The 26,050-nt window shown below is 64.4% G+C and carries 21 protein-coding genes, 1 tRNA gene and 1 pseudogene; 13 read left to right on the top strand and 10 right to left on the bottom strand.

The genetic code is table 11. The features are described from left to right. Positions 1–133 precede the first annotated feature (133 nt). Positions 134–520, bottom strand: a pseudogene (locus NFX52_RS20425) (DUF932 domain-containing protein); the annotation flags it as partial. Between the two features lie 688 nt (positions 521–1,208). Here NFX52_RS20425 and NFX52_RS20420 point away from each other — a divergent pair. Further along, positions 1,209–1,415 carry a hypothetical protein gene (locus NFX52_RS20420; RefSeq protein ID WP_055393655.1) on the top strand — a complete coding sequence of 69 codons (207 nt, stop codon included), beginning with the start codon at positions 1,209–1,211 and terminating at the stop codon, positions 1,413–1,415. 194 nt (positions 1,416–1,609) lie between these two features. On the opposite strand, the gene NFX52_RS20415 is transcribed toward NFX52_RS20420, so the two are convergent. The 3 genes from NFX52_RS20415 to NFX52_RS20405 all read right to left on the bottom strand — a co-directional run bounded on the left by NFX52_RS20415 (position 1,610) and on the right by NFX52_RS20405 (position 4,985). Beyond that, positions 1,610–1,686, bottom strand: a tRNA-Val gene (locus tag NFX52_RS20415). A gap of 114 nt (positions 1,687–1,800) precedes the next feature. After that, a complete protein-coding gene (locus tag NFX52_RS20410; protein ID WP_055393623.1) occupies positions 1,801–4,017 on the bottom strand; it encodes a RelA/SpoT family protein in 2,217 nt (738 codons plus the stop codon). Further along, positions 4,014–4,985 (bottom strand): alpha/beta fold hydrolase, encoded by a 972-nt coding sequence (locus NFX52_RS20405; protein WP_207402078.1) that lies wholly within the window; start codon positions 4,983–4,985, stop codon positions 4,014–4,016. Before NFX52_RS20405 ends, NFX52_RS20410 begins: the two co-directional genes overlap by 4 nt. A 115-nt stretch (positions 4,986–5,100) precedes the next feature. On the opposite strand from NFX52_RS20405, the gene NFX52_RS20400 reads away from it, so the two are divergent. Further along, positions 5,101–5,883: a 3-hydroxybutyrate dehydrogenase gene (locus NFX52_RS20400; RefSeq protein WP_055393627.1), complete on the top strand. Its 783-nt coding sequence runs from the start codon at positions 5,101–5,103 to the stop codon at positions 5,881–5,883. Positions 5,884–6,005: 122 nt separating this feature from the next. On the opposite strand, the gene NFX52_RS20395 is transcribed toward NFX52_RS20400, so the two are convergent. Then, the gene (locus tag NFX52_RS20395; protein ID WP_055393629.1) at positions 6,006–6,719 is read right to left on the bottom strand and encodes an SIMPL domain-containing protein; all 714 of its coding nucleotides are present in this window, start codon (positions 6,717–6,719) and stop codon (positions 6,006–6,008) included. Positions 6,720–6,936: 217 nt separating this feature from the next. On the opposite strand from NFX52_RS20395, the gene ompR reads away from it, so the two are divergent. Then, positions 6,937–7,668, top strand: a complete 732-nt coding sequence (gene ompR, locus NFX52_RS20390) for an osmolarity response regulator transcription factor OmpR (protein WP_010460834.1) — start codon at positions 6,937–6,939, stop codon at positions 7,666–7,668. A 19-nt stretch (positions 7,669–7,687) separates the two neighbouring features. Beyond that, positions 7,688–9,229, top strand: a complete 1,542-nt coding sequence (locus NFX52_RS20385; RefSeq protein ID WP_228894678.1) for an ATP-binding protein — start codon at positions 7,688–7,690, stop codon at positions 9,227–9,229. A gap of 103 nt (positions 9,230–9,332) precedes the next feature. On the opposite strand, the gene gudD is transcribed toward NFX52_RS20385, so the two are convergent. Next, entirely contained in the window at positions 9,333–10,685 is a 1,353-nt protein-coding gene (gudD, locus tag NFX52_RS20380; protein ID WP_055393632.1) for a glucarate dehydratase, read from the bottom strand. Positions 10,686–10,735: 50 nt separating this feature from the next. Continuing rightward, on the bottom strand, positions 10,736–11,710 hold the full coding sequence (locus NFX52_RS20375; RefSeq protein WP_055393633.1) for a Bug family tripartite tricarboxylate transporter substrate binding protein: 975 nt from the start codon (positions 11,708–11,710) through the stop codon (positions 10,736–10,738). 364 nt (positions 11,711–12,074) lie between these two features. On the opposite strand from NFX52_RS20375, the gene NFX52_RS20370 reads away from it, so the two are divergent. The 4 genes from NFX52_RS20370 (at position 12,075) to NFX52_RS20355 (ending at position 15,813) form a co-directional block, all read left to right on the top strand. Beyond that, entirely contained in the window at positions 12,075–12,629 is a 555-nt protein-coding gene (locus tag NFX52_RS20370) for a hypothetical protein (protein ID WP_156358571.1), read from the top strand. Between the two features lie 540 nt (positions 12,630–13,169). Further along, positions 13,170–13,421, top strand: coding sequence for a hypothetical protein (locus tag NFX52_RS20365; RefSeq protein ID WP_055393637.1), 252 nt, complete (start codon positions 13,170–13,172; stop codon positions 13,419–13,421). Between the two features lie 107 nt (positions 13,422–13,528). Next, positions 13,529–14,572: a LacI family DNA-binding transcriptional regulator gene (locus NFX52_RS20360; RefSeq protein ID WP_255572681.1), complete on the top strand. Its 1,044-nt coding sequence runs from the start codon at positions 13,529–13,531 to the stop codon at positions 14,570–14,572. An 86-nt stretch (positions 14,573–14,658) separates the two neighbouring features. Beyond that, on the top strand, positions 14,659–15,813 hold the full coding sequence (locus NFX52_RS20355) for a GntR family transcriptional regulator (RefSeq protein WP_242701245.1): 1,155 nt from the start codon (positions 14,659–14,661) through the stop codon (positions 15,811–15,813). Here the strand turns inward: NFX52_RS20355 and NFX52_RS20350 are convergent, their stop codons facing one another. Beyond that, positions 15,814–17,163: a class-II fumarase/aspartase family protein gene (locus tag NFX52_RS20350; RefSeq protein WP_238385460.1), complete on the bottom strand. Its 1,350-nt coding sequence runs from the start codon at positions 17,161–17,163 to the stop codon at positions 15,814–15,816. A gap of 210 nt (positions 17,164–17,373) precedes the next feature. Between NFX52_RS20350 and NFX52_RS20345 the strand changes: the two genes are divergently transcribed. Next, positions 17,374–18,414, top strand: coding sequence for a porin (locus NFX52_RS20345; RefSeq protein ID WP_055393641.1), 1,041 nt, complete (start codon positions 17,374–17,376; stop codon positions 18,412–18,414). A gap of 14 nt (positions 18,415–18,428) precedes the next feature. Beyond that, complete coding sequence (locus tag NFX52_RS20340) at positions 18,429–19,424, top strand: Bug family tripartite tricarboxylate transporter substrate binding protein (protein ID WP_055393643.1); 996 nt, start codon at positions 18,429–18,431, stop codon at positions 19,422–19,424. Positions 19,425–19,638: 214 nt separating this feature from the next. Here NFX52_RS20340 and ispF read toward each other — a convergent pair whose 3' ends face one another. Together ispF and NFX52_RS20330 are read right to left on the bottom strand one after the other, a co-directional pair. Continuing rightward, positions 19,639–20,118 (bottom strand): 2-C-methyl-D-erythritol 2,4-cyclodiphosphate synthase, encoded by a 480-nt coding sequence (gene ispF / locus NFX52_RS20335; protein ID WP_055393645.1) that lies wholly within the window; start codon positions 20,116–20,118, stop codon positions 19,639–19,641. Between the two features lie 110 nt (positions 20,119–20,228). Then, the gene (locus NFX52_RS20330) at positions 20,229–21,143 is read right to left on the bottom strand and encodes an IspD/TarI family cytidylyltransferase (protein ID WP_055393647.1); all 915 of its coding nucleotides are present in this window, start codon (positions 21,141–21,143) and stop codon (positions 20,229–20,231) included. A gap of 96 nt (positions 21,144–21,239) precedes the next feature. Here NFX52_RS20330 and mfd point away from each other — a divergent pair, with 96 nt between their 5' ends. The 3 genes from mfd (at position 21,240) to NFX52_RS20315 (ending at position 25,720) form a co-directional block, all read left to right on the top strand. After that, positions 21,240–24,704 (top strand): transcription-repair coupling factor, encoded by a 3,465-nt coding sequence (gene mfd, locus NFX52_RS20325; protein ID WP_207402079.1) that lies wholly within the window; start codon positions 21,240–21,242, stop codon positions 24,702–24,704. 73 nt (positions 24,705–24,777) lie between these two features. Beyond that, positions 24,778–25,437, top strand: a complete 660-nt coding sequence (locus tag NFX52_RS20320) for a hypothetical protein (RefSeq protein WP_055393651.1) — start codon at positions 24,778–24,780, stop codon at positions 25,435–25,437. A 94-nt stretch (positions 25,438–25,531) separates the two neighbouring features. Beyond that, complete coding sequence (locus NFX52_RS20315; RefSeq protein ID WP_055393653.1) at positions 25,532–25,720, top strand: DUF3149 domain-containing protein; 189 nt, start codon at positions 25,532–25,534, stop codon at positions 25,718–25,720. Positions 25,721–26,050: the final 330 nt, after the last annotated feature.

Below are 26,050 nucleotides of genomic sequence, written 5' to 3'. Positions count from 1 at the left end.
TGGTCTCCTTGTGGGCGACATGCCCAGCAAGGAGGATTGCTATGTACAGCGTTATTGGCCAGCAAGACTTGCTCGCTCAGGCGCAAGTCGAATGACTGGACATAGTTCGACGCTGGACATAGTTCCGCCTATGTCCCGTTGGGCATAGGCGGAACATGCCCGCCAGCATCTGGTAGCTGCTGGTGCCGTCATGGGAATTGAGCAGGATGATTTCGTTGGCCTCGCGGCCATTGATCTGGCTGGCATGGCGCAGGCGGATCATGTGCTTGGTGAAGTCGCGGCGCCCCTCCTGGCGCACGCGGGTCTGGCAGACCATGAAGGGCTGGAAGCCCTCCCCTCTCAATTCCTGCAGCACGGTGACAGTGGGGATATAGCTGTACCGCTCGGAGCGGCTGCCGTGCGGGGCCTGCGCGAAGATGGACGGGGCCACGGCCCTGATCTGGTCGTCCGACAAAGGATGCTCGGAACGCAGCACCGGGGATTGCGGTGCGAAGCTGGATAAACGGGATGCGAGTTGCATGGTGATTTCTCCTGACGAAGTTGGCTGTTGAAAAAGCCTCACCGGATTCCTAGATTCAGAGCCCTCTTCGGGCTTCCGGTGGGGTCGGCACGAAGAACCCGGTTGGCCTCCTTGCCACCGTCTTTCCTGAGTTCATCGCCCGCGACGGTCAGGAGCGCGCGGATGGGTGCCGTCAAGGAAACAAGCGCAGGGTGGGTGCGGCCCGCAGGCGCAGCCGAGGACACGGCCCTGCGCGCCTTGACGGCACCCGGCCGCGGGCTACAGTCGCGAGCAAGGTGATGGATTCAGGAAAGATGGCTGGACAGGCAACAGCCCGCTCTTCACGCCGACCCCACGCAAGCGAAAGCGCGCAGCGCCGCAGGCGCGAAGGCCGATCCGGCTCAGCCGGTTCGGCGGTATCAAAGGGGCGCCAAGCACAGCGCGGCGGGGATGGGCTGCACAGCCGATCCCCTGGAGGCAAGCGCAGCGCGCAGGCCCGGGTCAGCGAGGCGGGCCGAAGGCGTCAGCCGAGCAAAGTGAGGGAATGATGGAAGCCCGTAGGGGGCGAGACGCCGCAGGTGGCTCGATGCGCAAGCACGACAGCGCGGTCGGCCAGAGACGCACAGACCATGCAGCCGACTCCCCACGACATGGGACCATAACCATATGAGAGTCACTTGCTCTCCGCCTAGGCACAATGACACCTGCCATGGAAATACAAGAATTGCAAGACGAAGAACTGATTGCCCAAGCCCAAGAATGGCGGCTGCGGGCACTGCGCGGGGAAAGGGAAGCGCGCGGTATGGCGCACGAGTTGGAACGCGAAGTGCGCAGACGATTTGGCAATCCCAAGACCGAAGCACACCACTCGCTCAAAGAAGTGCGCACGCTGGAAGAACTACCGCGAGGGCGATAGCGCTTGGTACGCCTGCAAAGCAACCCGGACTCGCCAAGAGATATGCAGTCAACTTACGCAGGCAGGCATTCAGACAAAAAAATAGCCCCTTTCGGGGCCACTTTAGTTTCCGTACTTTTTCCGTATGGGCAAACAAAAATGCCCGCTTGTTAGCGGGCACTTCTGCTGCAAGCCCTGGTTTAGCTTGCAATGTTTGGTAGGCGCGATTGGACTCGAACCAACGACCCCCACCATGTCAAGGTGGTGCTCTAACCAGCTGAGCTACGCGCCTGTCGTTGTTTAGACCACGATTATAGCCATAAAAATCGGGTGCTTCGATCAAAACAGCACAGCAAACGGCAAAGAGATGTTCGTGGCTCTTGTTCCATGCCTACCGTCCCGCCACTCAGCGTCTGCGCGCGGAGCGCACACCGGGCACGCCGGCCACGATGCCCAACACCTTGTTCAGCCGGCCCGAATCGGCAACCTCCACCGTGAAGGTCATCCACGCCGTGCCTTTCACCGACTGCGTCTGCACGCCGATCACATTGGTCTTCTCGCGCGCAAAGACTTCGGAGATATCGCGCAGCAGGCCCTGACGGTCGGCGGCTTCCACGGCGACGTCCACGGGGTACACGGCAGCCAGTGCAGCCGATTTGGAGGTGGAGCCCCACTCCACATCGATCACCCGCTCAATGCTGCGTGCGGCCATTTCGCGGAAGTTGCTGCAGTCGGCCCGGTGCACGCTCACGCCCTTGCCCCGCGTGACAAAACCACGGATCAGGTCCGGCGGGGCTGGCTTGCAGCACTTGGCCAGCTGGGTCATCAGCGAGTCAATGCCCACCACCAGCACACCGCCCTTGGGTGCGGCATCGTTGGTGCGTGTTTTCTTGAGCAACAAATAGTCGTCGGGCTGCAAAACCGGCTCGGGCGGTCGCAGCACCGTTTCGATGTTGCGCAGCGAGAATTCATCCTTGCCCACCACTTCGAACAAGGCATCGGCGGACTTGAAGCCCAGCTGCACCGCCAGATCGTCGAGCTTGATGGCAGTCTTGCCCTCGCGCTGCAGCAGCTTTTCGACCGCCTCACGCCCACGGGCCACGGTTTCGTGCGTGGCCTGGGCGTTGAACCAGGCTCGCACCTTGGCTTTGGCGCGGTTGCTGGTGAGGTAGCCCAGCTCAGCATTGAGCCAGTCGCGTGAGGGGCGGCCTTCCTTGACGGTGGATATCTCCACCGTCTGTCCGTTTTGCAGCGGTGTGTTGAGCGGCACCATCGCACCGTCCACCCGGGCGCCCCGGCAACGGTGCCCGACACTCGTGTGCACGGCATACGCAAAGTCCACCGGTGTGGCGCCCTGGGGCAGCTCCACCACAGCAGCATCTGGGGTCAGCACATAGATGCGGTCTTCAAACAGGCCCCGGTTGGGCAAGGCACCCGACAGATCGCGCTCCCAGGCCAGCAACTGGCGCAGCACCGCAATCTTGGCGTCGTATTCACCGGTGGCCGAAACCCCTGCATAGCCCTTGCTGCCTGCCTCTTTGTAGGCCCAATGCGCCGCCACTCCGTGCTCCGCATGGTCGTGCATGGCCTGGGTACGGATCTGGATCTCGATAGGCTTGCCGTTGTCGTCGCGCACGATGGTGTGCAGCGACTGGTAGCCATTGGGCTTGGGCTTGGCGATGTAGTCGTCAAACTCCTCCACGATGGGCTTGAACTGCTCGTGCACCCAGCTCAGGGCCGCGTAGCAGTCCTTCACCGTGGGCACCACCACGCGCAGCGCGCGGATGTCAAACACCTGATCGAAGTTGAGCGACTTGCCGCGCATCTTCTTGACGATGCTGTAGATGTGCTTGGGGCGCCCCTGCACGCTGGCGCTGATGCTGCGTGCGCGCAGGTCGGATTCAAGCCGCGCGCGCAGCTGCTCCATGTAGACCTCGCGCTCGCCCCGCTTTTCGTCGAGCAGGCGGGCCACTTCCTTGTAGATGTCAGGCTCCAGGAAGCGAAAGGACAGGTCCTCCAGCTCCCACTTGACCTGCCAGATACCAAGGCGGTTGGCCAGCGGTGCAAACACCTGCAGCGACTCGCGCGCCAGGCTGGGCGATACGGGGCGCTTGCTGGCCGCATGAAAACGCAGCGTCTGCAGGCGCGAGGCCAGGCGCAGCATCACTACACGCAGGTCGCGCGAGAAGGCGAGCAGCATCTTGCGCACGTTCTCGGTCTGCACGGCGGGGTCTTCCAGGTGCTCTGCGGTGCGGGCCTGCTGCTGCACGCGCATGAGCTTGGTGGTCTCTACCGCCAGCGCGGCAAAGTTGGCACCAAAGGCCTTGGCGATCACCTCTTCAGGCTTGTTCAGATGAATGCACGCATGCACCAGGTAACTGGCGGCCTGCATGGCCTCCGAGCCGCCAATGCCCTTGAGGATGGCAGCCACGGCATCGGCGTGGGCCAGCGTGTTTTCGCCGGAATCCAGCGTTTCGCCAGCCATCAAGGGCTCGGCAAACGCGCGCGCACGCGCCAGCGCGTTCACCTGCTCAGGCAGGGTGTGTGCGGTAGCGGCAATGAGCTGGGGGACGGCGTCGGCCTGGGGGGTGTGGGACGCCTGTGCGGGAGGGTAGGTTTTCATCCGGCCACAACACCTTCCGCCGAAAGCAAAAAGCCGGTGACCGCAGCCACCTGATCGCCCGCCACCAGCGTGGGAGCATGCCCCACGCCTTCAAATTCGACCACGTGTGCCCGGGGCCCGCGCTGCGCCATGGCCTGCGCGGTTTCGCGAAAGAGCAGGTCAGACTGTGCACCGCGCAACAGCAAGGTGCGGGCCGTGATGTGGTCATACAGTTGCCACAGCATGGCCTCACCAGCCACTGCGGACTCTTGCGTGAGTGTTTTGAACGGCACCGCGATGGCCGGGTCATAGTGCAGCGTGATGCCACCACCGGCAGATTCCGGCAACGCGCGCACCATGGCACGCGACAAGTCCAGCCACTGCTCGGGTGTATGGGGGCCAAAGCTGGTGGAAATCGCCCACATGGCGTCGGCCGCCTGCTGGAGCGACTCGAACCGTGCCTGTTGCCCCAGGTACAAGCCGATGCGCTGCAGGGCCTCCCACTGGATGACGGGGCCCACGTCGTTGAGTACCAGCCTGCGCACAGGCACCGGCAAAGGCAACCCCGGCTGGCCCGCAATGCCCATGCCGATGAGCCCCCCCATGCTGGTGCCCACCCAGTCGAGGGTGGTGATGGGTGCATGCTGGTGCACCTGGGCCAGCATGGCCAGCATGTCCGCGGCGTATTGGGCAATCTGGTAGCCCATGGGGTCAGTCAGCCAGTCGCTCTGGCCGCGCCCGACCACGTCGGGGCAGATCACGCGGGCATGCTGGCTCAACGCACGGGCCAGGGTGTCGAAGTCGCGCCCCTGGCGCGAGAGGCCATGCACACAGACCACCACATGGGGATGCGCCAGGTTGCCCGTGGCATTCCACTCCCAATACGCCATGCGATGGTGTGTAGCCGCAGATGCGGAGGAGTTACCGGAAGACACCACAGGCGCCCCCGGGCCAGGGCACAGTACGTAGTTCAGCGTAGGTTCAATCATGGGTGCGAAATCCGGGGGCAGCGCTCGATAATGCAGGAGCCGTCGGCACCCATTGTTCGTTCATGCGTGCCGACTTTTTCTTGCGTTGCATCGTAATTCATTCGGAGAGACTCACATGCTGAAAGGCAAAACCGCCCTCGTCACCGGCTCCACCAGTGGCATTGGTCTTGGCATCGCCAAGGCGCTGGCCCGCGAAGGTGCCAACATCGTGCTCAATGGCTTTGGCGATGTGGATGGCCCCCGCGCCGAGGTGCTGGCAGCTGGCGAAGCCGCTGGCGCCAAAGTGGGTTACCACGGTGCAGACATGAGCCGGGTGGCCGACATCGAGGACATGATGAAGTACAGCGCCGCGCAGTTCGGGCGCGTGGACATCCTGGTGAACAACGCAGGCATCCAGCACGTGGCCAATGTGGAAGACTTCCCCGTGGAGCGCTGGGATGCAGTGATCGCCATCAACCTCACAAGCGCCTTTCACACATCGCGCCTGGCGCTGCCGGCCATGAAGAGTGCCAACTGGGGCCGCATCATCAACGTGGCATCGGTGCACGGCCTGGTGGGCTCGGCACAGAAGGCTGCGTACGTGGCGGCCAAACACGGCATCGTGGGTCTGACCAAGGTGACGGCGCTGGAGAACGCCACCAGCGGCGTGACCTGCAACGCCATCTGCCCTGGCTGGGTGCTGACGCCCCTGGTGCAAAAACAGGTGGATGCCAAGGCGGCCGAACACTGCCTGTCGAACGAAGACGCCAAGAAGCTGCTGCTGGGCGAAAAAGAGCCGTCCATGCAGTTCACCACGCCCGAAGAACTGGGCGAGCTGGCTGTGTTCTTCTGCTCCCCCGCCGCCAACAATGTGCGTGGCGTGGCATGGAACATGGATGGCGGCTGGGCAGCGCAGTGAGAAAGCACGCGCGGGCGTCTGATCGCTGGTGACATGCCAGCACAGACGCCCGGTAAATTGCAAAATTGATAGCATCCAGCGCTTACCAGATAAGCGCTGGCGGCCAATATTGCCTAAAAAAATCAGCGCATCTGCACCGAACCCGACACGTTCACGATGACCTGGGCCTTGCCCGCTTCGACCGGCACGGCGGAATCAGAGAACGAGCCCGCCTTGGCCTCCATGGCCATCATGCGCGGACGTGGCCCGGGCACCATCTCATTGCTGTTCACCGCCACCTCGCGCAGGCTGTAGTTGCTGAAGCCAAAACCCTTGGCCAGCTCGGCCGCGCGTGCCTTGAACTGTTCGATGGCCTGGGTCTGGGCTTCGCCCTCCACCTTGGCCCGGGCCTCGCGCGACAGGCCGAAAGCCACATTGCTGATGGCCAGCGTCTGGATCTTGCCGGCCGTGGCCGTGATGCGCGCGAAGTCGCGGCCTTCCAGCACCAGCTCGGCACGACCCTGCCAGCCGTTGATCTTCCCGTCCTTGCCATAACGCGGGTACAGCCCGAAGGGGCCGGTACGCACATCGAGCTGTCCGGGCTGGGCGTTGCGCTTGGCTTCGGCCAGGGCTGCGTCCAGCGCCTGCTTGAGCTGTGTCTGTACCGTGGCGGCGTCGGCAGCCTCCTTGCTGGTGGCAAGGTTGAGCACCAGCAGGTCCTGCTGCACCTCCACCGTGCCCGTGGCCGTCAGCTGCACGACATTGCGCAGCTCGGGGGGTGGAGAATTTTGAGCAAAAGAGGCACCAGCGCAAGCAATCAAAACGCCAGCAGCTATCAATTTAATAGTAATTTTCATCACAAAGGTGTCCTTGATATCGGTGCACGGCCCGGGGCCGGGCCATGCGGGGCACCACCTTAACCGCACTGCCCATGCGTTGCGATGAAGCCCCTCCACCGCGCATGCGAAGCTGGGCAAAACTTGTAACAGTTGGTCAAACCCAGCCCCAAAACCCGAACTTCGGCGTTCCAAGTGGTCAGAATCGGCTCTGTTACAAATTGGACTTGGGATCAAGATGGCCACAACAACCAATCGCACCGACAAAGTTCTGGTGGTGGACGACGATGCACGAATCCGTGATCTGCTGCGCCGCTACCTCACGCAGGAAGGCTTTGAAGTCATGGTCGCCGAAGACGGCAAGGCGCTCAACCGCCTTCTGCTGCGCGAAACCGTGGACATCATCGTGCTCGACCTGATGATGCCGGGCGAAGACGGGCTTTCCATCTGCCGCCGCCTGCGTGCCGCCAATGACCGGACGCCCATCATCATGCTCACCGCCAAAGGCGAGGACGTGGACCGCATCGTGGGCCTGGAAGTGGGCGCCGACGACTACCTGGGCAAGCCCTTCAACCCCCGCGAACTGTTGGCCCGCATCCACGCTGTGCTGCGCCGCCGCCCCGCACAGGAAGCGCCTGGCGCCCCCTCGGGCGACAACGAGGTCGTGACCTTTGGTCCCTTTACCTTCGACCTGGGCACCCGCGCACTGCAGCGCAATGGCGAAGAACTGCCCCTGACCACCGGCGAATTTGCCATGCTCAAGGCGCTGGTGCGCCACCCACGCCAGCCCCTTTCGCGCGAAAAGCTGGCCCTGCTGGCCCGTGGCCGCGAGTTCGAACCGTTTGACCGCAGCCTGGACGTGCAGGTCTCGCGCCTGCGCAAGCTGGTGGAGGTGGATGCCGCCGCCCCGCGCTACATCCAGACCGTGTGGGGGGTAGGCTACGTGTTCGTGCCGGACGGAACCAGCTGACCCCTCTTTCCTTGCCTGTATGCACAATTCCGACGGCAATTCGAGGTCGAGATCTTCATCATCGGTCCGGCAGTCCGTGACCGCTTCCCCCGACGCCACCAGCCCCGCCCCCCTGGAGTCCTTGCGACAGGCCCGGGAGCAGCGGGCGCGTGTGGGCCTCAATCTCTTCTGGCGCACTTTCTTCCTGCTGGCGCTGCTGTTGGTGGGGAGCATTCTGGCGTGGCTGCAGACCTTGCGGGCGCTGGAGTTCGAGCCGCGCACCCTGCACACCGCGCAGCAGATCGCATCGCTGGTGAACCTGAGCCGTGCGGCGCTGGTGCATTCCGACGCCATTGCTCGTGTGTCGCTCATCAAAACCATGGCCGACCAGGAAGGCGTGCGCATCCTGCCGCGCGAGCCACGCGACAAGTTCGAGCTTCTGGAGGGCACGGCCCTGGGCAACCGCCTGACCGACGAACTCACCCAGCGCCTGGGGCCCGACACCATCGTGGCGCAAAACGTGAATGGGGAAACCGGCCTGTGGGTCGGCTTCAACATCAATGGCGATCCCAACTGGCTGCTGATGGACCGCTCGCGCTTCAGCCCGGCGGGCGGCCGTACCTGGCTGATCTGGCTGATCACGGCAGGGGCGTTGTCCTTGGCCGGTGCGGCGGCCATTGCGCGGCTGATCAACCGGCCTCTCAAGCAGCTCTCTTACGCGGCCAACCGCGTCAAGGACGGCGACTTCGCAGCGAGCCACCTCGACGAGGAAGTGGTGACCAGCGAAATCCGCGAAGTGAATATCGGCTTCAACCGCATGGCGCAAAAATTGGCCAAGCTGGAGCAGGACCGCGCCGTGATGCTGGCGGGCATTTCGCACGACCTGCGCACGCCGCTGGCGCGCCTGCGGCTGGAAACCGAGATGAGCGTGACCGATGAAGTGGCCCGCGAGCACATGGTGGCAGACATCGTGCAGCTCGACGCCACGATCGACAAGTTCCTCGACTACGCTCGGCCGGACCATGTCACGCTGACACCGGTCAACCTGCATGCCGTGGTGTCGTCCTGCGTCTATGCCGTGCAAGACCATCGCGAACTGCAGATCACGATGTCCGTGCCCGAAGACCTCAACGTGCTGGCCGACGAAGTGGAACTGGCCCGCGTGATCTCCAACCTGCTCGAAAACGCGCGGCGCTACGGCAAGGCAGAGGACACCGGCATCACCAACGTGGACATTGCCGCCAAAGGCCGTGAGAACTGGGTGCTGGTCAAACTGCGCGACCATGGTCCCGGCGTGCCACCCGAGCAGTTGTCGAATCTGACCAAGCCCTTCTTTCGCGGTGACTCTGCGCGCACCGCAGCGGCAGGCGCGGGGCTGGGGCTCTCCATCGTGGACAAAACCGTGCAGCGCATGGGCGGCATCTTTGCACTGGCCAACTCCAGCACCGGCGGCCTGGTAGCCCACCTGCAGTTGCAGCGGGCCACTGATCTGCCCGAGGGTGCAGACCCCAAGCAGCGGCTGCAGCGCCCGTCCGTCAAACGCCAGCTACCGCGGCGTCGCGCCGAAGACCGGATGGCGTGATCGCCCCGCACTGCCCCATGTACAAAGCCCTCACCTGGAGGGCTTTGTTTTTGGCGCATCCTCTCGGCATCCGAAGGTGGCGGCGACCAGACCGCAAGAGCCCTCAGCGCACCATGCAGGGCGCCTTGTTGTTGAACTTCCAGCCCGGGATCAGGTACTGCATGGCAATCGCATCGTCGCGTGCGCCCAGGCCATGCTGCAAGTACAGGCGGTGGGCACGCTCGACCTCGTCCATGTCCAGCTCCACGCCCAGGCCGGGCTTCTTGGGCAGTTGGATGAAGCCGTCCTTGATCTGGAACGGTTCCTTCGTCAGCCGCTCACCGTCCTGCCAGATCCAGTGCGTGTCAATCGCCGTCACGCGGCCAGGGGCGGCGGCGCCCACGTGGGTGAACATGGCCAGCGAGACGTCGAAATGGTTGTTCGAATGCGAACCCCAGGTCAGGCCGAAGGCCTGGCACATCTGCGCCACGCGGACCGACCCGGCCATGGTCCAGAAGTGCGGGTCGGCCAGCGGGATGTCCACCGACTGCAGGGCCAGGCTGTGCGCCATTTCGCGCCAGTCGGTGGCCACCATGTTGGTGGCGGTGGGCAAGCCCGTGGCGCGGCGAAATTCCGCCATCACCTCGCGGCCCGAAAACACGCCTTCGGCACCGCAGGGGTCTTCGGCATAGGCCATCACGCCGTGCAGATCACGCGTGAGGCGAATCGCATCTTTCAGCAACCAGCCGCCATTGGGGTCCAGCGTGACGCGCGCTCCGGGAAAGCGCTCATGCAGCGCGCGGATGGCCTCGACCTCTTCCTCGCCGCGCAGCACGCCGCCCTTGAGCTTGAAGTCGGCAAAGCCATAGCGCTCGTACGCCGCCTCGGCCAGGCGCACGATGCCGTCGGCCGACATGGCCTTCTCGTTGCGCAGGCGGAACCAGTCGTTGTCGGCACCGGGCTCGGTGCGGTAGGCCAGGTCGGTCTTTTCGCGGTCGCCCACGTAGAACAGGTAGCCCAGCATCTGCACCGCCTCGCGCTGCACGCCGTCGCCCAGCAGCGCGGCCACGGGCACATCCAGGTGCTGGCCCAGCAGGTCCAGGAAGGCGGACTCCACGGCCGTGACGGCGTGGATGGTGATGCGCAGATCAAAGGTTTGCAGGCCGCGTCCGCCTGCATCGCGGTCGGCAAACTGCGCGCGCATGGCGTTGAGCACGGCGTTGTGGTGCCCGATGGGGCGGCCCATGATCAGCGATCGCGCATCCTCGATGGTCTGGCGAATCTTCTCGCCGCCGGGCACCTCACCCACCCCGGTGTTGCCCGCGCTGTCGCGCAGGATGATCAGGTTGCGCGTGAAGAAGGGGCCGTGTGCGCCGCTCAGGTTCATGAGCATGCTGTCGTGGCCCGCCACGGGCACCACGCGCAGCTCGGTGACAACGGGGGTGCTGGCGACGGAAGGGATGGAGGAGGTGGTCATGGTGGTCTGGAAACGAAGATGGGGCGGGCTAAAGCGCCCCGTGACAAGGCTCAATCGGCAGTGATTTTTCGGGTTTCGATGACGGTCTTCCAGCGCGCGAATTCGCGCGCCTGGTAGGCGGTGAAGGCTTCGGGCGTGCTGGCCACGATCTCCAGGCCCTGGTCGAGCATGCGCTTCTTCACGGCGGGGTCGTTCATGGTGGCGATGGCTGCGTCCGAAAGCTTCTTCTTCACGGCGGCAGGCAGGCCCTTGGGCGCGGCCATGCCTTGCCACGAGTAGACCTCGGCACCGGCCACGCCAGCCTCGGCCAAGGTGGGCACGTCGGGCAGTACGGGGCTGCGCTTGTCGCCGGTGACGGCAATCGCGTGCAGCTTGCCCGCCCGGATGTGCTGCAGCACGGCGTTCACGTTCTGGAACGAGAACTCCACCTGCCCGCCCAGCAGGTCGTTGATGGCCGGTGCTCCGCCCTTGTAAGGGATGTGCAGGCCTTCGGTGCCGCTCTGCTGCCAAAAAACCTCGGCCGAGAGGTGGTCCGACGAGCCGTTGCCCGAGCTTGCAAAGCTCACCTTGCCAGGATTGGCCTTGAGCTGGGCAATCACCTCTTGCACGGTGCGCGCCTTCTGATTGGGGGCAGCCACCAGCACGTTGGGTGCCTGCACGGGCACGGTGATGTAGTCAAAGTCCTTGAGGGCGTCGTACGGCACGCTTTTGAGCAAGTGCGGCGCCACCACAAACGCACCGAGCGACGACACCAGCAGCGTGTAGCCGTCGGGTGCGGCGCGCTTCACCGCACCAGCCCCCAGCGTGCCCGTGGCACCGGGGCGGTTGTCCACCACGAAGTTCTGGCCCAGCTTGTCGCCCATGTGCTGCGCCATGGCGCGGGCCACCATGTCGGTGGAGCCCCCGGCCGGAAAGGGCACGACGACGGTGACTGGTTTTTCGGGCCAGGGTGTGGCGGAGGTCTGGGCCGATGCAGCCAGAGCGATGGTGCAGGCACTGACAATCAGCAGCAGTTTCTTGAACATGGGGAGGTCTCCTGAACAGTTGTGAAAGGGCCTTCTGCGGGGCCTTGGTTGGGGAAAGTGAACCGGGGTGTACCCAGGTTGGCCACGAGCTGGCACCAATGTGAACATCCGCTCACCAAAAGCAAGAGGTCATACAAGTGGCTATTCATTCAATCAGCCCGGATTCAAACCTCAAATACCTCTTTGTCAGGCACATTCTGAACGCCTGAACAGGCAAATGTTAACGTTAACAGTCGCATCAAATATCATGGGAAACTCTTAGTCATAGGATCACCAGCCCATTGATGGGAAAAGCGCTTGTAAGCCCCGGAGCGTTTGGCCTGCGGTCTGCGTTACGCTAGGCATCCACCCGCCTAACCAGCCCATGAGCATCCAAACACAGTTCTCTCTTCTCCGATTGCAGGGCGAGCCCCTGCCACAGGACCTTGCAGTCCTTCTCCAACACCAGGAAGAGCTGCAACGCCGCACCGGCGTCTTGCTGAGCACAGACGCCAACTGGGCCCCCTGGCTGGATACCAGCGGCCTGAGTGAAACCGAGCGGGCCGACCCCGAGATTGCAGCGAACCTTCGGGCCATCGCTGAGGTCTGCAGCCACATTGCTTTTGTGGTGGCCGATGACGAAGGCAATTACTTTGGCTACTGGCGCGGGCCGTCGTCAACACCCATTGCCGACAGTGTGGTGGTGCAACTGAGCAACGAAGCGCAGTTCTCGGTGTGCGGAACCGCGAACATCGCGGGTGCCATCCTGACCCAGTGTTGCTACGGCGGAACGTTCGACGAGACCCGCCAATGGTTTCTGCGCCTGGGTCTGACCGCCCTGCCCGCCTACCCCTATGACCTCGGCAATCCGCAGGTCACCCCCTCCCCGGCAGCCTTGCACGAGCAGCTTTTCAAGGCATATCTACCTGAGGCTGGGTAACTGCACACCCTACTTCGCTTGCCAGCGAAAAGGCGGAACAGGTAGCAGCGGTATCAGCGGACCGCGCTTCTTTGAACCTGTGGCCCTCAGCCAAAGCCATCTGCGCCCACTGTGCAAAAAAAGAGGCTCGCGGCCCATCGCACCCGGGTGGGTGTACACAGCATCGCAGCTTGCCGCTGTCCTGATGGTTGCGCTCGCGCGCATGGATTTGGAGCTGGCGTAATGGACTGTAATCGCCTGCGCCCAACCCGCTCGATATTCTGAAGTGGTGCTGTTGAGGATGACCTGCATAACCCTCGCGAGACGGTGGTAGCGCGGATGGGGATGGGGCACAAGGCGTCTTTTTGCAGCCAATAGCCGCGCTATTGGCAAGAAAAGCAACGCAGTGGACTGCCCGAGACCGCGCTATCACAGACCGCAGGGAGTTGTGCAGGTCATCCTCAAGGGCCTCTTTTTCAAAGGCCCTGCAGTACACAAGAGTCAATGCAATTGCATTTGACTGCTGTCTCCGCATTACTTATTCACTTTCAAGGAAGCACCATGCCCAGCACTCTCTCTACCGGCTTTGGCCAGACAGGCATTTTGGCAAACAGCCCCAACAACTACGACACCCTGCAACCTGGCCAGTACCGCCTCACCAACGTGACGCTCGTTCCTGGCATCCCGGTATTCAGCACAGAAGAAATCTACAAGTTGAGCAACGGCGCTGGCACGCCCGATATTTCGGTCAAATTTCAGTCAATGATTGGACATGCTGCCGGGGCTATCGTTATCAACGTGTACGCCATCTAGCAGGACTGGTTCGGCGGGCGCCCCATAGGATGGACTGCTGGGCAGTTTCTGACCAACAGCGAGGCGCCCGTCCTGAGGAATCATCGCTTCGTGGATAGACTCGGCGGATGCCGCGCCCTCCCCCAAGCACCCTGCCAGAGACACCGGAACCTATTCGCAACCGACCGGTGGTGACGTTGCGTGAAGTGGCTGAGCAGGCGGGGGTGTCCATGATCACCGTCTCCCGCGCCATCAATACGCCCGGCCAGGTGTCCGAGCCCACACGCATTCGGATACAGGCAGCCATCTCCAGCCTGGGCTATGTGCCCAACCTCATCGCGGGGGGCTTGCGCTCGGCACGCAGCCACCTGGTCACGGCCCTCGTGCCCACCACCACGGGGCAACTGTTCGGCGAGATGGTCCAATCGCTCACCGACGCGCTGGAGTTGCGCGGCTACCAGGTGATGCTGGGCCAGGTGGGCTATGCACATTCGCGCGAAGACGAACTGCTGCGCGCCATCGTGGGCCGCAGGCCCGACGGCATTGTGCTCACTGGCATCATGCATTCGCCCGAAGGGCGGCGGCTGCTGCAGGCCTCTGGCATCCCTGTGGTGGAGACCTGGGACTTCACCCCCAACCCCATCGACATGCTGGTCGGACTGTCACACGAACAACTGGGCGCCGCCGTTTGCAAGCACCTGCATGCCAAGGGTCGGCGCCGGCTGGGGCTGCTCAGCGGCGACGATGAGCGCGCCGCGCGGCGGCGAAAAGGCTTTTATGCCGAAGCGGGCCGACTGGGCTTGCGCGAGCCCGCCCTGCAGTTGGAGAAATCACCCACCTCCCACACCGAAGGGCGTGCGGGTCTGGCGGCCTTGCTGGCCGCCCAGCCAGACATCGATGCCGTGTTCTGCAGCTCCGACATGCTGGCCTTGGGGGTCCTCACCGAGGCGCGGGCGCGCGCCATGGCGGTCCCCGACCAGTTGGCCGTCGTCGGTTTCGGAGACATCGAGTTCGCCCAGACCGTGATCCCCAGCCTCACGACCGTGCGCATCGACGGCACGCGCATGGGCGAGACAGCGGCAGGCTTCATTGCCGACCGCGCGGAGGGAAAGACCGTGGCAGAGCCGGTGGTGGATATCGGCTTTTCGATCATGGAGCGCGAGAGCGCATAGCGGGTAGCCCGGCACCACCAAAGATCCAGGTCGGACGCACGGGCATGTCTCTACAGGCCAATACCGTTCAATTTGTGGTGTATTGTATGAACACCATGCGCAGCAGCCCCTCGCCAGATCTCGAGCAATTCCTGGAACAACTCGCACACGAAGCCCGCCCGGGCGACCGACTCCCCACCATCCGCGAATTGATGAAGCGCTTCGGCGCATCGCAAATGCTGGTTCAGCGGGCTTTCCAACGACTCAAGGAAAAGGGGCTGATTGATGCCCAGGTGGGTCGGGGCACCTACTTCCTGGGCGCAGGTTCGCAACCTGTGACGACGACTGAAACGAGTCCCTTACCGAGTAAAAGCCCGCATCCCAAAGCCCCTGCGACAGCCCCCTCCACTGTGAAATCGGTGCTGCTGCTGCGCCGCTCCATCAGCATTGCGCGTGGGCGCGTGCTGATCGAAAGTCTGCAGCACCGCCTGGCGGCCGACGGCCACCGGGTGCTGGAGCTGTCGTACAACGACCCGGACCATGCGCTCACGGTGCTCAAGGGCCTGCCGCGCTTCGATGCCTGCGTGGTGCAATCCACCTTCAAGGCCATTCCCATCGCCCTTCTGGCGGCTCTTCGCGACAAGTGCGACGTGCTGGCCGTGGACGGGGCGGCGCTGGTGGGTGCCGACGTCGAGGCCGTGGGCACCGAGTGGGGCGAGCCGCTGGCAGCCGCCATCGCCTTGCTGATGGAGCAAGGCCACCGGCGCATTGCCTACGCATGCACCTCCCACCCCTTTCTGGCCACCCAGCTCGGGCGTCGGCGCTTTAAGTATTTGCAAGCCACGCTGTCCGATGTGGTGCTGCAGGAAATCACGCTGGACATGCTGCCGCACGAGGACTACACCGCCCGACTGGTGGAACAGATCCAGGTCCGCGTGAAGGGCGCCGACAGCGCGAGCGCTTTGCCCTTTACAGCCCTGGTGGCCTGGGGCATCGAGGATGGCGCACTCTTCCAGCGCCTGCTGGCCCACAGCGGGATTTCGGTGCCCGCGCAGCTGAGCGTGGTATTGCTCGGCCGCACGGACCTGGCCAGCGAACATGCAGACTTTTTCGAGGTGATCGGTTGCAGCGTGGCTGACCAGGTCGATGCCCTGCACCGCGCCATCACGGCGCGCTGGGCTGACGCAGGGACACCCTACGGCATGCACCTGACGCCGGTCACGCACCGTGCGGGCACATCGGTAGCAGCCCCTGCACGGTAGCTATGGCTCCACGCAACCGGGTGCCACGCGCGCCACGGTGTCCACCACGAGCCGCGCCGATTCGCCGACATAGGCTTGTGCATCCAGCGCCTGCAGCAAGTCATCCGGCAAGGCACCGCCATTGAACGGCGGCTGTGCGCGGATCGCGTCGATGAAAGGCACGCCCTCAGACTGCGAGCGCTGCGCCGCCGCGTAGAGCAGGCGATGCGCCTCATGCCGGCCCATAAGGCGGGTGAGCCGCATCATCACAGCCTCAGAGGCGATCAACCCCCGCGTCATTGCGAGGTTGCGGGACATTGCCTGCAGGTTGACCGCCAGGCCTTGCGCCAGCCGCGCCAGCGTCTCAGCCACCGAGGTGGCGATGATGGCGATCTCGGGCAGCAGCGTATCGGCCACGTTGGTGGCCGATGAGTCACCCTCGTCCATGCGCACCATGGTCTCCAGCGCGGCCTGGGTGCGCGTACGCAGCATGCGCGCCAGACTGACCAGCAGCAATGCCATGGAAGGGTTGCGCTTTTGCGCCATGGTGGAACTGCCCACCTTCCCGATGTGAAAGGCTTCCGCCACTTCACCGACCTCGGTGCGCTGCAGGAAGACCACGTCCTGCGCGATCTTCTGTGCCGTGCCCGCCAGGAGGCCCAGTGCGGCCAGATAGTCGCTGGCCCGGTCATAGGACGACCGCAGCGGCATGTCGGCCGGCAGCAGGCCCAGTTGCTGCGCCATCAGCGCCTGCACTGCGGGCCCGAGCGGCCCGGTGGCAGCAAAGGTGCCGATGGCGCCCCCCATGCTGGCTGGAAACGAGGAGGCAAGCCGCTCGGCAAGGCGACGGCGGCCACGGTCCAGTTCATCGACCCAGCCCGCGAGCTTGAAGCCCAGGGTCATCGGTAACGCGTGCTGGCCATGCGTGCGACCTGCCATGGGCGTGGCCTGGTGCTCCAACGCCAGCGCGGCCAATGCTGCTATGGCGGCATCCAGGTGCCCTGCCAGCAGCCTGTGGGTTCGCACCATCTGCAGTGCGCTGGCCGTGTCGAAGATGTTCTGCGTGGTCGCGCCCCAGTGGATGAAGCCAGCCGCAGGCTCACCGCACAGCTCCTCGAACCGGTGGAGCACTGGCACCAGCGGGTGTTGTGCGAAAGCGATGGCCTTTGCCAAATGCGGCAGGTCGAACAGTTCTGCCCGAGCATGGGCAGCGATCACCGGTGCCACTTCGGCAGGTATCACCCCCAGCCCGGCCTGGGCGTGGGCCAAGGCCGCCTCCACGTCCAGCCAGGCCTGCAGAGTGGCCGAATCGCTCCAGATGGCCTTGGCAGGTGCACTGAACCAGTGACCCGTGATGAAAGATTCGAACATACCGATCGCCATGTGTGCTCCATCCATACAACTACGGGTATATCCGTAGATTGTGTTGTATTGCGTTGTCCATCGAGGGCAAGCCGCATTCCAAACGCCAAGTGCCAGCGAATTTGCGACCACCCATTGATTGCATTGTATTGCATTAATGAAATTCAATACATACAATTCACATGCAATCGCCAAACCACAATCCACGGAGACAAATCCATGAAACGGCATTTCCTGGCAAGCACGGCTTGCCCAACCTCTTCAGCGCCCCACACCGCACTGCTGTGCGTCGCCTTAGCCAGCGTGGGGGCCTGCGGCGCAGCGCAGGCCCAGTCCTCAATGACCATCTATGGCATCGTCGACCAGGGCCTGGCCCGTGCCAATGGGGGCACAACCCCCGGCGCCCTGCTACCCGGGCGCGGCGTGGCGCCACGGGTCTGGACCATGAAGGCCGGCAACACGTCGCGCCTGGGGTTCATGGGCCGCGAGGACATGGGCGGCGGTCTCTACTCGCGCTTTCAGATCGAGCACCGCTTTGCCGCTGACACGGGCGCGCCAAGCAATCCCAGCATCTACTGGCTGGGCCGCTCGGTGGTGGCAGTAGGCAGCAAGCAGTGGGGCGAGGTGTATGCGGGGCGCGAATACTCGGCTGCCTACACAGTGGCTCTCAATGCAGACCCCACCTATTGGAGCTACGTGAGCCAGTTGGGCTCTGCCTACACCTATGCCAACTACACGCCAGTGGCGGCTCCCGCAGAAGCATCCAACATCCGTTGGGCAAACGCCGTAGGCTACAAATCGCCCGTGATCTCTGGCGTGAGCATGGAGATTGCAGGCGCTTTTGGCGAAGGAGTGCGCAGCAACGCCACCTCGGGCAACCTGCAGTACAAGAACGGGCCTGTATGGGTGGGCGCTGCGTTCGATCGGCTTGACTCCAGCACCCACCTGGCTCTGGTGGCAGGCGGGTACGACTTCGGCGTGGTTCACACCAAGGCCAGCTACAGCCGCGCCAAAGGCGGGGTCAATGGCGATGCCACGGCCTACAGCGTGTCGGCCATGGTGCCGCTGAGTTTTGGTCGTACCTACCTCATGGTTGGGCACCTGAAACCCGCCACCCAACTCGATTCGCAGATGATCGGCGCTGGTCTTCAGTACGACCTGAGCAAACGCACATTGCTCTACACCAACCTCGGCACCGCCAAGCGCGACGGCCTCACACGCACCACAGCCATCGACTTTGGTGTGAAGCACACGTTCTGAACAGGAGTCACCATATGCAACGCAGACAACTCCTCCGTCAGGCCGCCGCGATGACAGTTCTGAGCACGGGCACTCTTATCACGCACACCGCGCAGGCGCAGAGCGACAGCGGCAATACCAAACCCATCTCACTGATCGTGGGCTATTCCGCTGGCGGAAGCGCAGATCTTGTCGCGCGCATTGTTGCGACCGAGCTGGGCAAGCGCCTAGGCCGTACCGTCATCATCGAGAACGTGGCGGGCGCCAGCGGCATGCTGGCCGCACAGCGGGTGCTCAACGGACCGGCCGATGGCAGTCTGATCTACATGGGAGGCACCGACACAGTGGTCGTGCCCATGGTCAACCCCAAGGTCAAGCTCGACTGGGAGAATGACTTCATTCCGGTGGGGCGCATGACCACCGTCCCGATGATCTTTGCCGTGCGCAAGGCGTCTCCCTACGCCAACCTGCAAGATCTTGTCGCCGCGCTGCGCATGGGTGGCAAGGACAGCATCAACTTCGCCACGCCAGGCATCGGGACGATGCAGCACCTGTACGGCGCGCTGATCAACAAGCAGGCGAAGGTGTCCATGCTGCACGTGCCCTACCGAGGTGGCACCCACATCACCAACGACCTGGTCGGCGGACAGGTGGACAGCGCCATGTTGGTGCTCTCCACGGCCATGCCATTTCTCAAGGACGGCAAGATCAGGGCGCTGTCGGTCTCCGACACCGCACGGGTGCAGCAGCTGCCGGACGTCAAGCGCATTGGAGAGGAGGAGGGTTTCTCCGGCATGGCTCTGCCATTATGGCAAGGCCTCTTCATGAAGGCGGGCACGCCCGCCGCGACTGTGAACGCCGCCGACAAGGCACTGCAGGAAGCGCTTGCGCAGTCCGAGCTGCGGCAGAAGCTGCAGGAAGCAGGCATTACGGTCGCCCCCTTGAACGGACCTGAATTCAAGACATTCATCAAACCGCAGGCGAAGCTGTACCGCGATATCGTGACGACATCCCAGATCACGATGGAGTGAAGTCGCGCGGCAAGCGTGGCAGAACCATGGGGCGCAGCGCGGCCCCCAACGCTCTTTTTTGCTCTGGATACCGGATTGCGAAGTGTGTGGCCCTCTCCTGGTGGTTCAGGCCCCGCACTCCTCGCAGCGTGGGCAAGACAGGCATCCCCCCGGACGGGGGATGCCGCGCAGGCTACGAACAGACAATGCCGCCCGGCCCGGTCAGCGCAAAAATTCAGGACGCATAGATCAGCGCCGCCGCCCGAGCCTCCATCGCCAGTCCCTGCCCCACGGGCCCCAAGCGCTCGGCCGTCTTGGCTTTCACATTGACTTGCCCTTCAGCGATGCCCACGGCCCGTGCAATGGCGGCGCGCATGCCGGGAATGTGCGCCGCCAGTCGCGGAGCTTGCGCGATCACGGTGCTGTCGATGTTGCCGATCTCATAGCCCGCCGCACGCACGCGCCGCGCTGCTTCGGCCAGCAACACGCCGGAGTCGGCACCGCGAAAGGCAGCGTCGGTGTCGGGGAAATGGCTGCCAATGTCGCCCAGGGCAGCTGCGCCCAGCAGCGCATCGGTGATGGCGTGCAGCAGCACATCGGCGTCCGAGTGGCCCAGCAGCCCCGTGGGGTGGGCAATGTCCACGCCACCAATCACCAGCCGACGACCGGGCACCAGGGCGTGCACGTCCCAACCTTCACCAATCCTGAAATTCATCCGCTTGCCTTTGTTGTTGCGTGCCTTGCGGCGTTGTATTGCCCTGCGCCCCCCGCCGCACTCATCCACGGCGCCGTGAGGCCGGGGTTAAAGCACTGAAGGAAACGGTTCTAGAACAGATTCTTTTTGCCCGGTGCGGTGGTCACCTGGCCACGGTCGCCCCCAAAACGCTCCAGCGTCGTGCCGTGCGCACGCGCAGCCAGTACGGCCGCCGCCAGCGCAAAATCGTCCGGGTAGGTGACCTTGAAGTTCTGCGCCCCACCCGGCACTAGGCGCGGGTGCAGGCCCATGGCTTCCATGGCGCTGGCCTCGTCGGTCACGTTGGAACCCACCTTGTCGATGGCATCCATGAGGGGGCCGATGCGGAACATCTGCGGCGTCTGGGCCAGCCACTTGTCGCTGCGATCCACCGTGGAGGCCACACGCACGCCGCCCGGGCCGTCGATGGAGGTCTTGAGCGTGTCGGCCAGCTTGTGCGCCAGCAGGCCCCCGACACTGTCGCCAGCGCACTGGTCGATGAGGGAGTCGATCTGCTCGGACGTGACCAGGCAACGCGCGGCATCGTGCACCAGCACCCAGTCATCCGGCTGCGCGCCCCGTTCCAGCAGCGCCTTGAGGCCGCCCAGCACCGTATCGGCCCGCGTAGGGCCGCCACACTCCACCACAAAAAAGGTGGGGTGCGCATGCGTGTCCAAAAACCGGTCCCCGGGGGCCACCGCGACCAGGGTGCCCAGCAGCCGCCCTACACCGGCAAAGGCCGCGAGCGTGTGCAGCACCATCGGTTGGCCCGCCACCAGGTGGTACTGCTTGGGCAAAGGGGCTGTGGGCGGGGGCGCCGCAACGTCCACAGCCGAAAACGCAGCCACGGTCGAGGTCGATGACGCAGCATTGCCGGAGGCGGACGCGGGGGCAGCAGCGCCCGCCGCAACAGCCCGCAAGCCCATTCCGGCACAGGGCACCAGCGCCCAGAATCGCCCATGGGCAGACAAAGGGGCGAGCGGGGGTTGGAGCAAGGGAGCAATCATGAAGCGCTCATTCTAAAATCCTCCGTTGCCCTCCGATCCAGCCCGTGCGTGTTTCGCGCCCCTGGGGATGCGGTGGGGCCAGACGACACCGTCCGCATGGAACTGCCCAAACTCTCCCCCGGAAAACGTTTCACCCTGCCCCGCCCCGTGGGCAGCGCCGATTCCCTTCTACTGGCCCGTCTGGCCGAACGTGAAAAGGCAGGGGCCCGCACCACCGCCATCGTCACGGCCGACGCCACCGATGCGCAGCGGCTCATCGACGAGATGGCCTTTTTTGCGCCCGGCCTGCGCTGCGCGCTGTTCCCGGACTGGGAGACGTTGCCCTACGACACCTTCTCGCCGCACCAGGACCTGATCAGCGAGCGGCTGGCCACGCTGTGGCGCATCTCGCAGGGTGAAGCCGATGTAGTGCTGGTGCCTGCCACCACAGCGCTGTACCGCCTCGCCCCGCCCTCCTTCCTGGCGGGCTACACCTTCCACTTCAAGGTCAAGCAAAAGCTCGACGAAGCCAAGTTCAAGGCCCAGCTCACGCTGGCCGGCTACAGCCATGTATCCCAGGTGGTGAGCCCGGGCGAGTACGCCGTGCGCGGCGGGCTGATCGACCTGTTCCCCATGGGCTCGCTGGTGCCCTTCCGGGTGGACCTGTTCGACAACGAGATCGACAGCATCCGCACCTTCGACCCCGACAGCCAGCGCAGCCTGTACCCCGTGCCCGAGGTGCGCCTGCTACCCGGCCGCGAGTTCCCCATGGACGACGAGGCGCGCGCCAAGTTTCGCAGCCGCTGGCGCGAAATGCTCGAGGGCGACCCGACCAAGAGCCGCATCTACAAGGACATGGGCGCCGGCGTGGCCACGGCCGGCATCGAGTACTACCTGCCGCTGTTCTTCGATGAGACGGCCACCGTGTTCGACTACCTGGGCGGCGAAGCCACGGTGGTGCTGCACGGCGACCTGGAGCCCGCCTTCCAGCGCTTCTGGCAGGACACGAAAGACCGCTTTCGCCTGGTGCAGGGCGACCCCGAGCGCCCGACCTTGCCGCCCGAGGCGTTGTTCCTCTCGGCCGACCAGTTCTACACGCGCGCCAAGGAACATGCGCAGCTGTCCATCCGCCCCGGCGTGGAGGACGTGGATGACAACCCGCACTTCCACAAGCTCGGCGACCTATCGGTGGTGCGCGGGGCCGAGGACCCGCTGGCCCGCCTGCACGCCCACATCCGCAACACGCAGCACCGCGTGCTGCTGCTGGCCGAGAGCGCCGGCCGGCGCGAGAGCCTGCTCGACTTTTTGCGCGCCAGCGGTGTCAGCCCGCCGGCCTTCGACTCGCTGGCCGAGTTCCAGGGCACGCCCGACGAAAAGGTGGGCATCGCCACCGCCGGCCTCACCGTGGGCTTCAGCTGGATCGAGGACGGCATCGACTTCGTGACCGAGACCGAGCTCTTTGCCGCCGGCCCCACCACACGCCGGCGCAAGAAGCAGGAGCAGGTGAGCGACGTCGAGGCCTTGATCAAGGACCTGGCCGAGCTCAACGTGGGCGACCCTGTGGTACACAGCGCCCACGGCATCGGCCGCTACCGCGGCCTGGTCAACATGGACGTGGGCAACAAGAACCCCGACGGCACGCCCGCCATGCAGGAGTTTTTGCACCTGGAGTACGCCGACAAGGCCGTGCTCTACGTGCCCGTGAGCCAGCTGCAGCTCATCAGCCGCTACACCGGCGTGAGCGCCGACGAAGCGCCGCTGCACAAGCTGGGCAGCGGCCAGTGGGAAAAAGCCAAGCGCAAGGCCGCCGAGCAGGTGCGCGACAGCGCGGCCGAGCTGCTCAACATCTACGCCCGCCGCGCCGCACGCGAGGGCCATGCCTTCCGCTACAGCCCGCAGGACTACGAGACCTTTGCCAACGACTTCGGCTTTGAAGAAACGGCCGACCAGAACGCCGCCATCCACGCGGTCATCCAGGACATGATCAGCCCCCGCCCCATGGACCGCCTGGTCTGCGGCGATGTGGGCTTCGGCAAGACCGAGGTGGCGCTGCGCGCGGCCTTCGTGGCCGTCACGGGCGGCAAGCAGGTGGCCTTCCTCGCGCCCACCACGCTCTTGGCCGAGCAGCACTACCAGACGCTGGTGGACCGCTTCAGCAAATGGCCGGTGAAGGTGGCCGAGGTCTCGCGCTTTCGCTCGGGCAAGGAGATCACCGCCGCCATCAAGGGCATCGGCGACGGCACGGTGGACATCGTGGTGGGCACGCACAAGCTGCTCAGTGAATCCACCAAGTTCCACAACCTGGGCCTCTTGATCATCGACGAGGAGCACCGCTTCGGCGTGCGCCACAAGGAGCAGATGAAGGCCCTGCGCGCCGAGGTGGACGTGCTCACGCTCACGGCCACGCCCATCCCCCGCACGCTGGGCATGGCGCTCGAAGGGCTGCGCGACCTCTCGGTCATCGCCACCGCGCCGCAGCGGCGCCTGGCGATCAAGACCTTTGTGCGCAACGAGGGCACGGGCGTGATCCGCGAGGCCGTGCTGCGCGAACTCAAGCGCGGCGGCCAGGTCTACTTCCTGCACAACGAGGTGGAGACCATCGAGAACCGCCGCCAGAAGCTCGAAGAGATACTGCCCGAGGCCCGCATCGCCGTGGCCCACGGCCAGATGCCCGAGCGCGAACTGGAGCGCGTGATGCGCGACTTCGTGGCCCAGCGCTACAACATCCTCCTGTGCTCGACCATCATCGAGACCGGGATCGACGTGCCCACCGCCAACACCATCATCATGAGCCGCGCCGACAAGTTCGGCCTGGCGCAGCTGCACCAGCTGCGCGGGCGCGTGGGCCGCAGCCACCACCAGGCGTATGCCTACCTCATGGTGCCCGACGTGGAAGGACTGACCAAGCAAGCGCAGCAGCGGCTCGAAGCCATCCAGCAGATGGAAGAACTGGGCAGCGGCTTCTACCTGGCCATGCACGACCTGGAGATCCGCGGCGCGGGCGAAGTGCTGGGCGAGAACCAGAGCGGCAACATGCTGGAGGTGGGCTTTCAGCTGTACAACGAGATGCTCAACGAAGCCGTCAAGGCGCTCAAGGCCGGCAGGGAGCCGGACCTGCTCAGCCCCCTGTCCGTCACCACCGACATCAACCTGCACGCCCCTGCCTTGCTGCCCGACGACTACTGCGGCGACGTGCACCTGCGCCTGTCGTTCTACAAGAAGCTGGCCACGGCCAAGAACCCCGACCAGATCGACGGCCTGCTCGAAGAGATCGTGGACCGATTCGGCAAGCTGCCGCCGCAGGCCCAGACCCTGATTGACGTGCACCGCCTGCGCGTGCTGAGCCAGCCCTACGGAGTGGTCAAGGTGGATGCGGCCCCTGGCGTCATCAACATTACCTTCAAGCCCCAGCCGCCCATCGACCCGATGCGCATCATCGAGCTGATCCAGAAAAACAAGCACATCAAGCTGGCGGGCAACGAGAAGCTGCGCATCGAGCGCGAGCTGAAAGAACCCAAGGACCGGGCGCAGATGGTGCGGGACATCTTGCGCAGCCTGGGGCAGCCACTGGTGGTTGCTTGATTCTTAATGAAATTGGCCTCTAGCGCTTATCTGGCAATCGCTAGCAGCTATTAATAGCATAGCAAACAGAACCATGTGGCTGGAAGCCGCCCTCGTCCTCGTCGCTCTGGTTGCCGCTCTGGCGGCCCGTCCCTGGCGCATGCTGGCCAACCGCAAGCCTCTGGCACACGAGACGCAGGGCGCGCCGTCTGCGCTGTGGACGCCGCTGCTGGCCGCGCTGGTGTTTCTGCCCTGGCTGTGGGCCCTGCCCACGCTGCATGCCATGCCGCTGCAACTGCAGTGGTCCGGCGCCTGCCTGGTGGTGCTGATGCTGGGCTGGCCGCTGGCGATCCCGGTGCTGATGGGCGTGGGCATCGTGGCCTGCCTGATCTCCCCAGCGATGGCCTGGGCCGATGCGCTGGGTGCCACGGTGTGGCTGGGCGTGGTGCCCGCCACGCTGGGGCTGGGCCTGGGCGCGCTGCTGCGGCGCTATACCGGCACGAAACCGTTTGTCTATGTGCTGGGCCGTGCGTTTCTGGGCACGGTGGTCTGCGTGTTTGTGGCGGGCGTCCTGTCGCAGTGGAGCGGCCACCTGCTGCCCGGCGTGGGCGATGAGCTGTCGCTGGTGGCGCGCTGGCTGATGGCCTGGGGCGATGGGTTTGTCACCGGCATGCTCGCGGCGATTTTTGTGGCCTTCAAGCCCGAGTGGCTGGCCACATGGTCGGACCGGCTGTACTTGCCCCGGCCGGACTGAGCCTCGGCTGCTGCAGCGATGGTTGACACAGCGCAAGGGGTATCCGCCTTTGCAGCGCGATAGTGGACATCACACCAACAAGGAGTGCCCCACCATGAAGCTGCTGAACGATCTTTTCTCTACCGACTACGGGCTGATGAGCATCATTGGCATCGGGTTCATGCTGTGCATGGCCGCGTTTTTCCTGCGCATGTTCCTGGTCAAGATGAACGAACCACCTACGCCCAACCCCGCCACCGCCGGGCGCGCGGGCAACGGCAAGAGCCTGCCGCCTTCGCGCTGATCCGGCCCACACGGTCTGAGCGCCGTAGCCCGGCACGGGGAAGCCGAGGAGGCGATGCTATTGCGGGCTGTAGCCCCTAAAAATCGGCTCCCACGTTCTGCCATGGTCCACGGCCCGTTGCCGACAAACTCCAGCGCGCAGTGCATGCCGCTCTTTTCGACCCGGACACCCAAGCCAAGCTTGCCGCCAGCGGCACAAACGTCTTAGGGCAACGCTGATTAAGGTCCACCATTGAGAGGGGTCAAACGTTATCCGCAGATGAAGCAGCAGACCTTGGCAATGGCCGCAGATCAAGACAACGGATTCGAGCATTCGCGCAAACCCACCCGA

Origin of the sequence: Acidovorax facilis (assembly GCF_023913775.1) — a bacterium.
Lineage (GTDB): Bacteria > Pseudomonadota > Gammaproteobacteria > Burkholderiales > Burkholderiaceae_C > Acidovorax > Acidovorax facilis.
This window is presented reverse-complemented; position numbering and strand designations above follow the sequence as displayed.

Excerpts from the sequence above, each read along its gene's own strand:
- NFX52_RS20420 (WP_055393655.1), top strand. The coding sequence starts at position 1,209 with ATGGAAATACAAGAATTGCAAGACGAAGAACTGATTGCCCAAGCCCAA.
- NFX52_RS20410 (WP_055393623.1), bottom strand. The coding sequence starts at position 4,017 with ATGAAAACCTACCCTCCCGCACAGGCGTCCCACACCCCCCAGGCCGAC.
- NFX52_RS20405 (WP_207402078.1), bottom strand. The coding sequence starts at position 4,985 with ATGATTGAACCTACGCTGAACTACGTACTGTGCCCTGGCCCGGGGGCG.
- NFX52_RS20400 (WP_055393627.1), top strand. The coding sequence starts at position 5,101 with ATGCTGAAAGGCAAAACCGCCCTCGTCACCGGCTCCACCAGTGGCATT.
- NFX52_RS20395 (WP_055393629.1), bottom strand. The coding sequence starts at position 6,719 with ATGAAAATTACTATTAAATTGATAGCTGCTGGCGTTTTGATTGCTTGC.
- ompR (WP_010460834.1), top strand. The coding sequence starts at position 6,937 with ATGGCCACAACAACCAATCGCACCGACAAAGTTCTGGTGGTGGACGAC.
- NFX52_RS20385 (WP_228894678.1), top strand. The coding sequence starts at position 7,688 with ATGCACAATTCCGACGGCAATTCGAGGTCGAGATCTTCATCATCGGTC.
- gudD (WP_055393632.1), bottom strand. The coding sequence starts at position 10,685 with ATGACCACCTCCTCCATCCCTTCCGTCGCCAGCACCCCCGTTGTCACC.
- NFX52_RS20375 (WP_055393633.1), bottom strand. The coding sequence starts at position 11,710 with ATGTTCAAGAAACTGCTGCTGATTGTCAGTGCCTGCACCATCGCTCTG.
- NFX52_RS20370 (WP_156358571.1), top strand. The coding sequence starts at position 12,075 with ATGAGCATCCAAACACAGTTCTCTCTTCTCCGATTGCAGGGCGAGCCC.
- NFX52_RS20365 (WP_055393637.1), top strand. The coding sequence starts at position 13,170 with ATGCCCAGCACTCTCTCTACCGGCTTTGGCCAGACAGGCATTTTGGCA.
- NFX52_RS20360 (WP_255572681.1), top strand. The coding sequence starts at position 13,529 with ATGCCGCGCCCTCCCCCAAGCACCCTGCCAGAGACACCGGAACCTATT.
- NFX52_RS20355 (WP_242701245.1), top strand. The coding sequence starts at position 14,659 with ATGAACACCATGCGCAGCAGCCCCTCGCCAGATCTCGAGCAATTCCTG.
- NFX52_RS20350 (WP_238385460.1), bottom strand. The coding sequence starts at position 17,163 with ATGTTCGAATCTTTCATCACGGGTCACTGGTTCAGTGCACCTGCCAAG.
- NFX52_RS20345 (WP_055393641.1), top strand. The coding sequence starts at position 17,374 with ATGAAACGGCATTTCCTGGCAAGCACGGCTTGCCCAACCTCTTCAGCG.
- NFX52_RS20340 (WP_055393643.1), top strand. The coding sequence starts at position 18,429 with ATGCAACGCAGACAACTCCTCCGTCAGGCCGCCGCGATGACAGTTCTG.
- ispF (WP_055393645.1), bottom strand. The coding sequence starts at position 20,118 with ATGAATTTCAGGATTGGTGAAGGTTGGGACGTGCACGCCCTGGTGCCC.
- NFX52_RS20330 (WP_055393647.1), bottom strand. The coding sequence starts at position 21,143 with ATGATTGCTCCCTTGCTCCAACCCCCGCTCGCCCCTTTGTCTGCCCAT.
- mfd (WP_207402079.1), top strand. The coding sequence starts at position 21,240 with ATGGAACTGCCCAAACTCTCCCCCGGAAAACGTTTCACCCTGCCCCGC.
- NFX52_RS20320 (WP_055393651.1), top strand. The coding sequence starts at position 24,778 with ATGTGGCTGGAAGCCGCCCTCGTCCTCGTCGCTCTGGTTGCCGCTCTG.
- NFX52_RS20315 (WP_055393653.1), top strand. The coding sequence starts at position 25,532 with ATGAAGCTGCTGAACGATCTTTTCTCTACCGACTACGGGCTGATGAGC.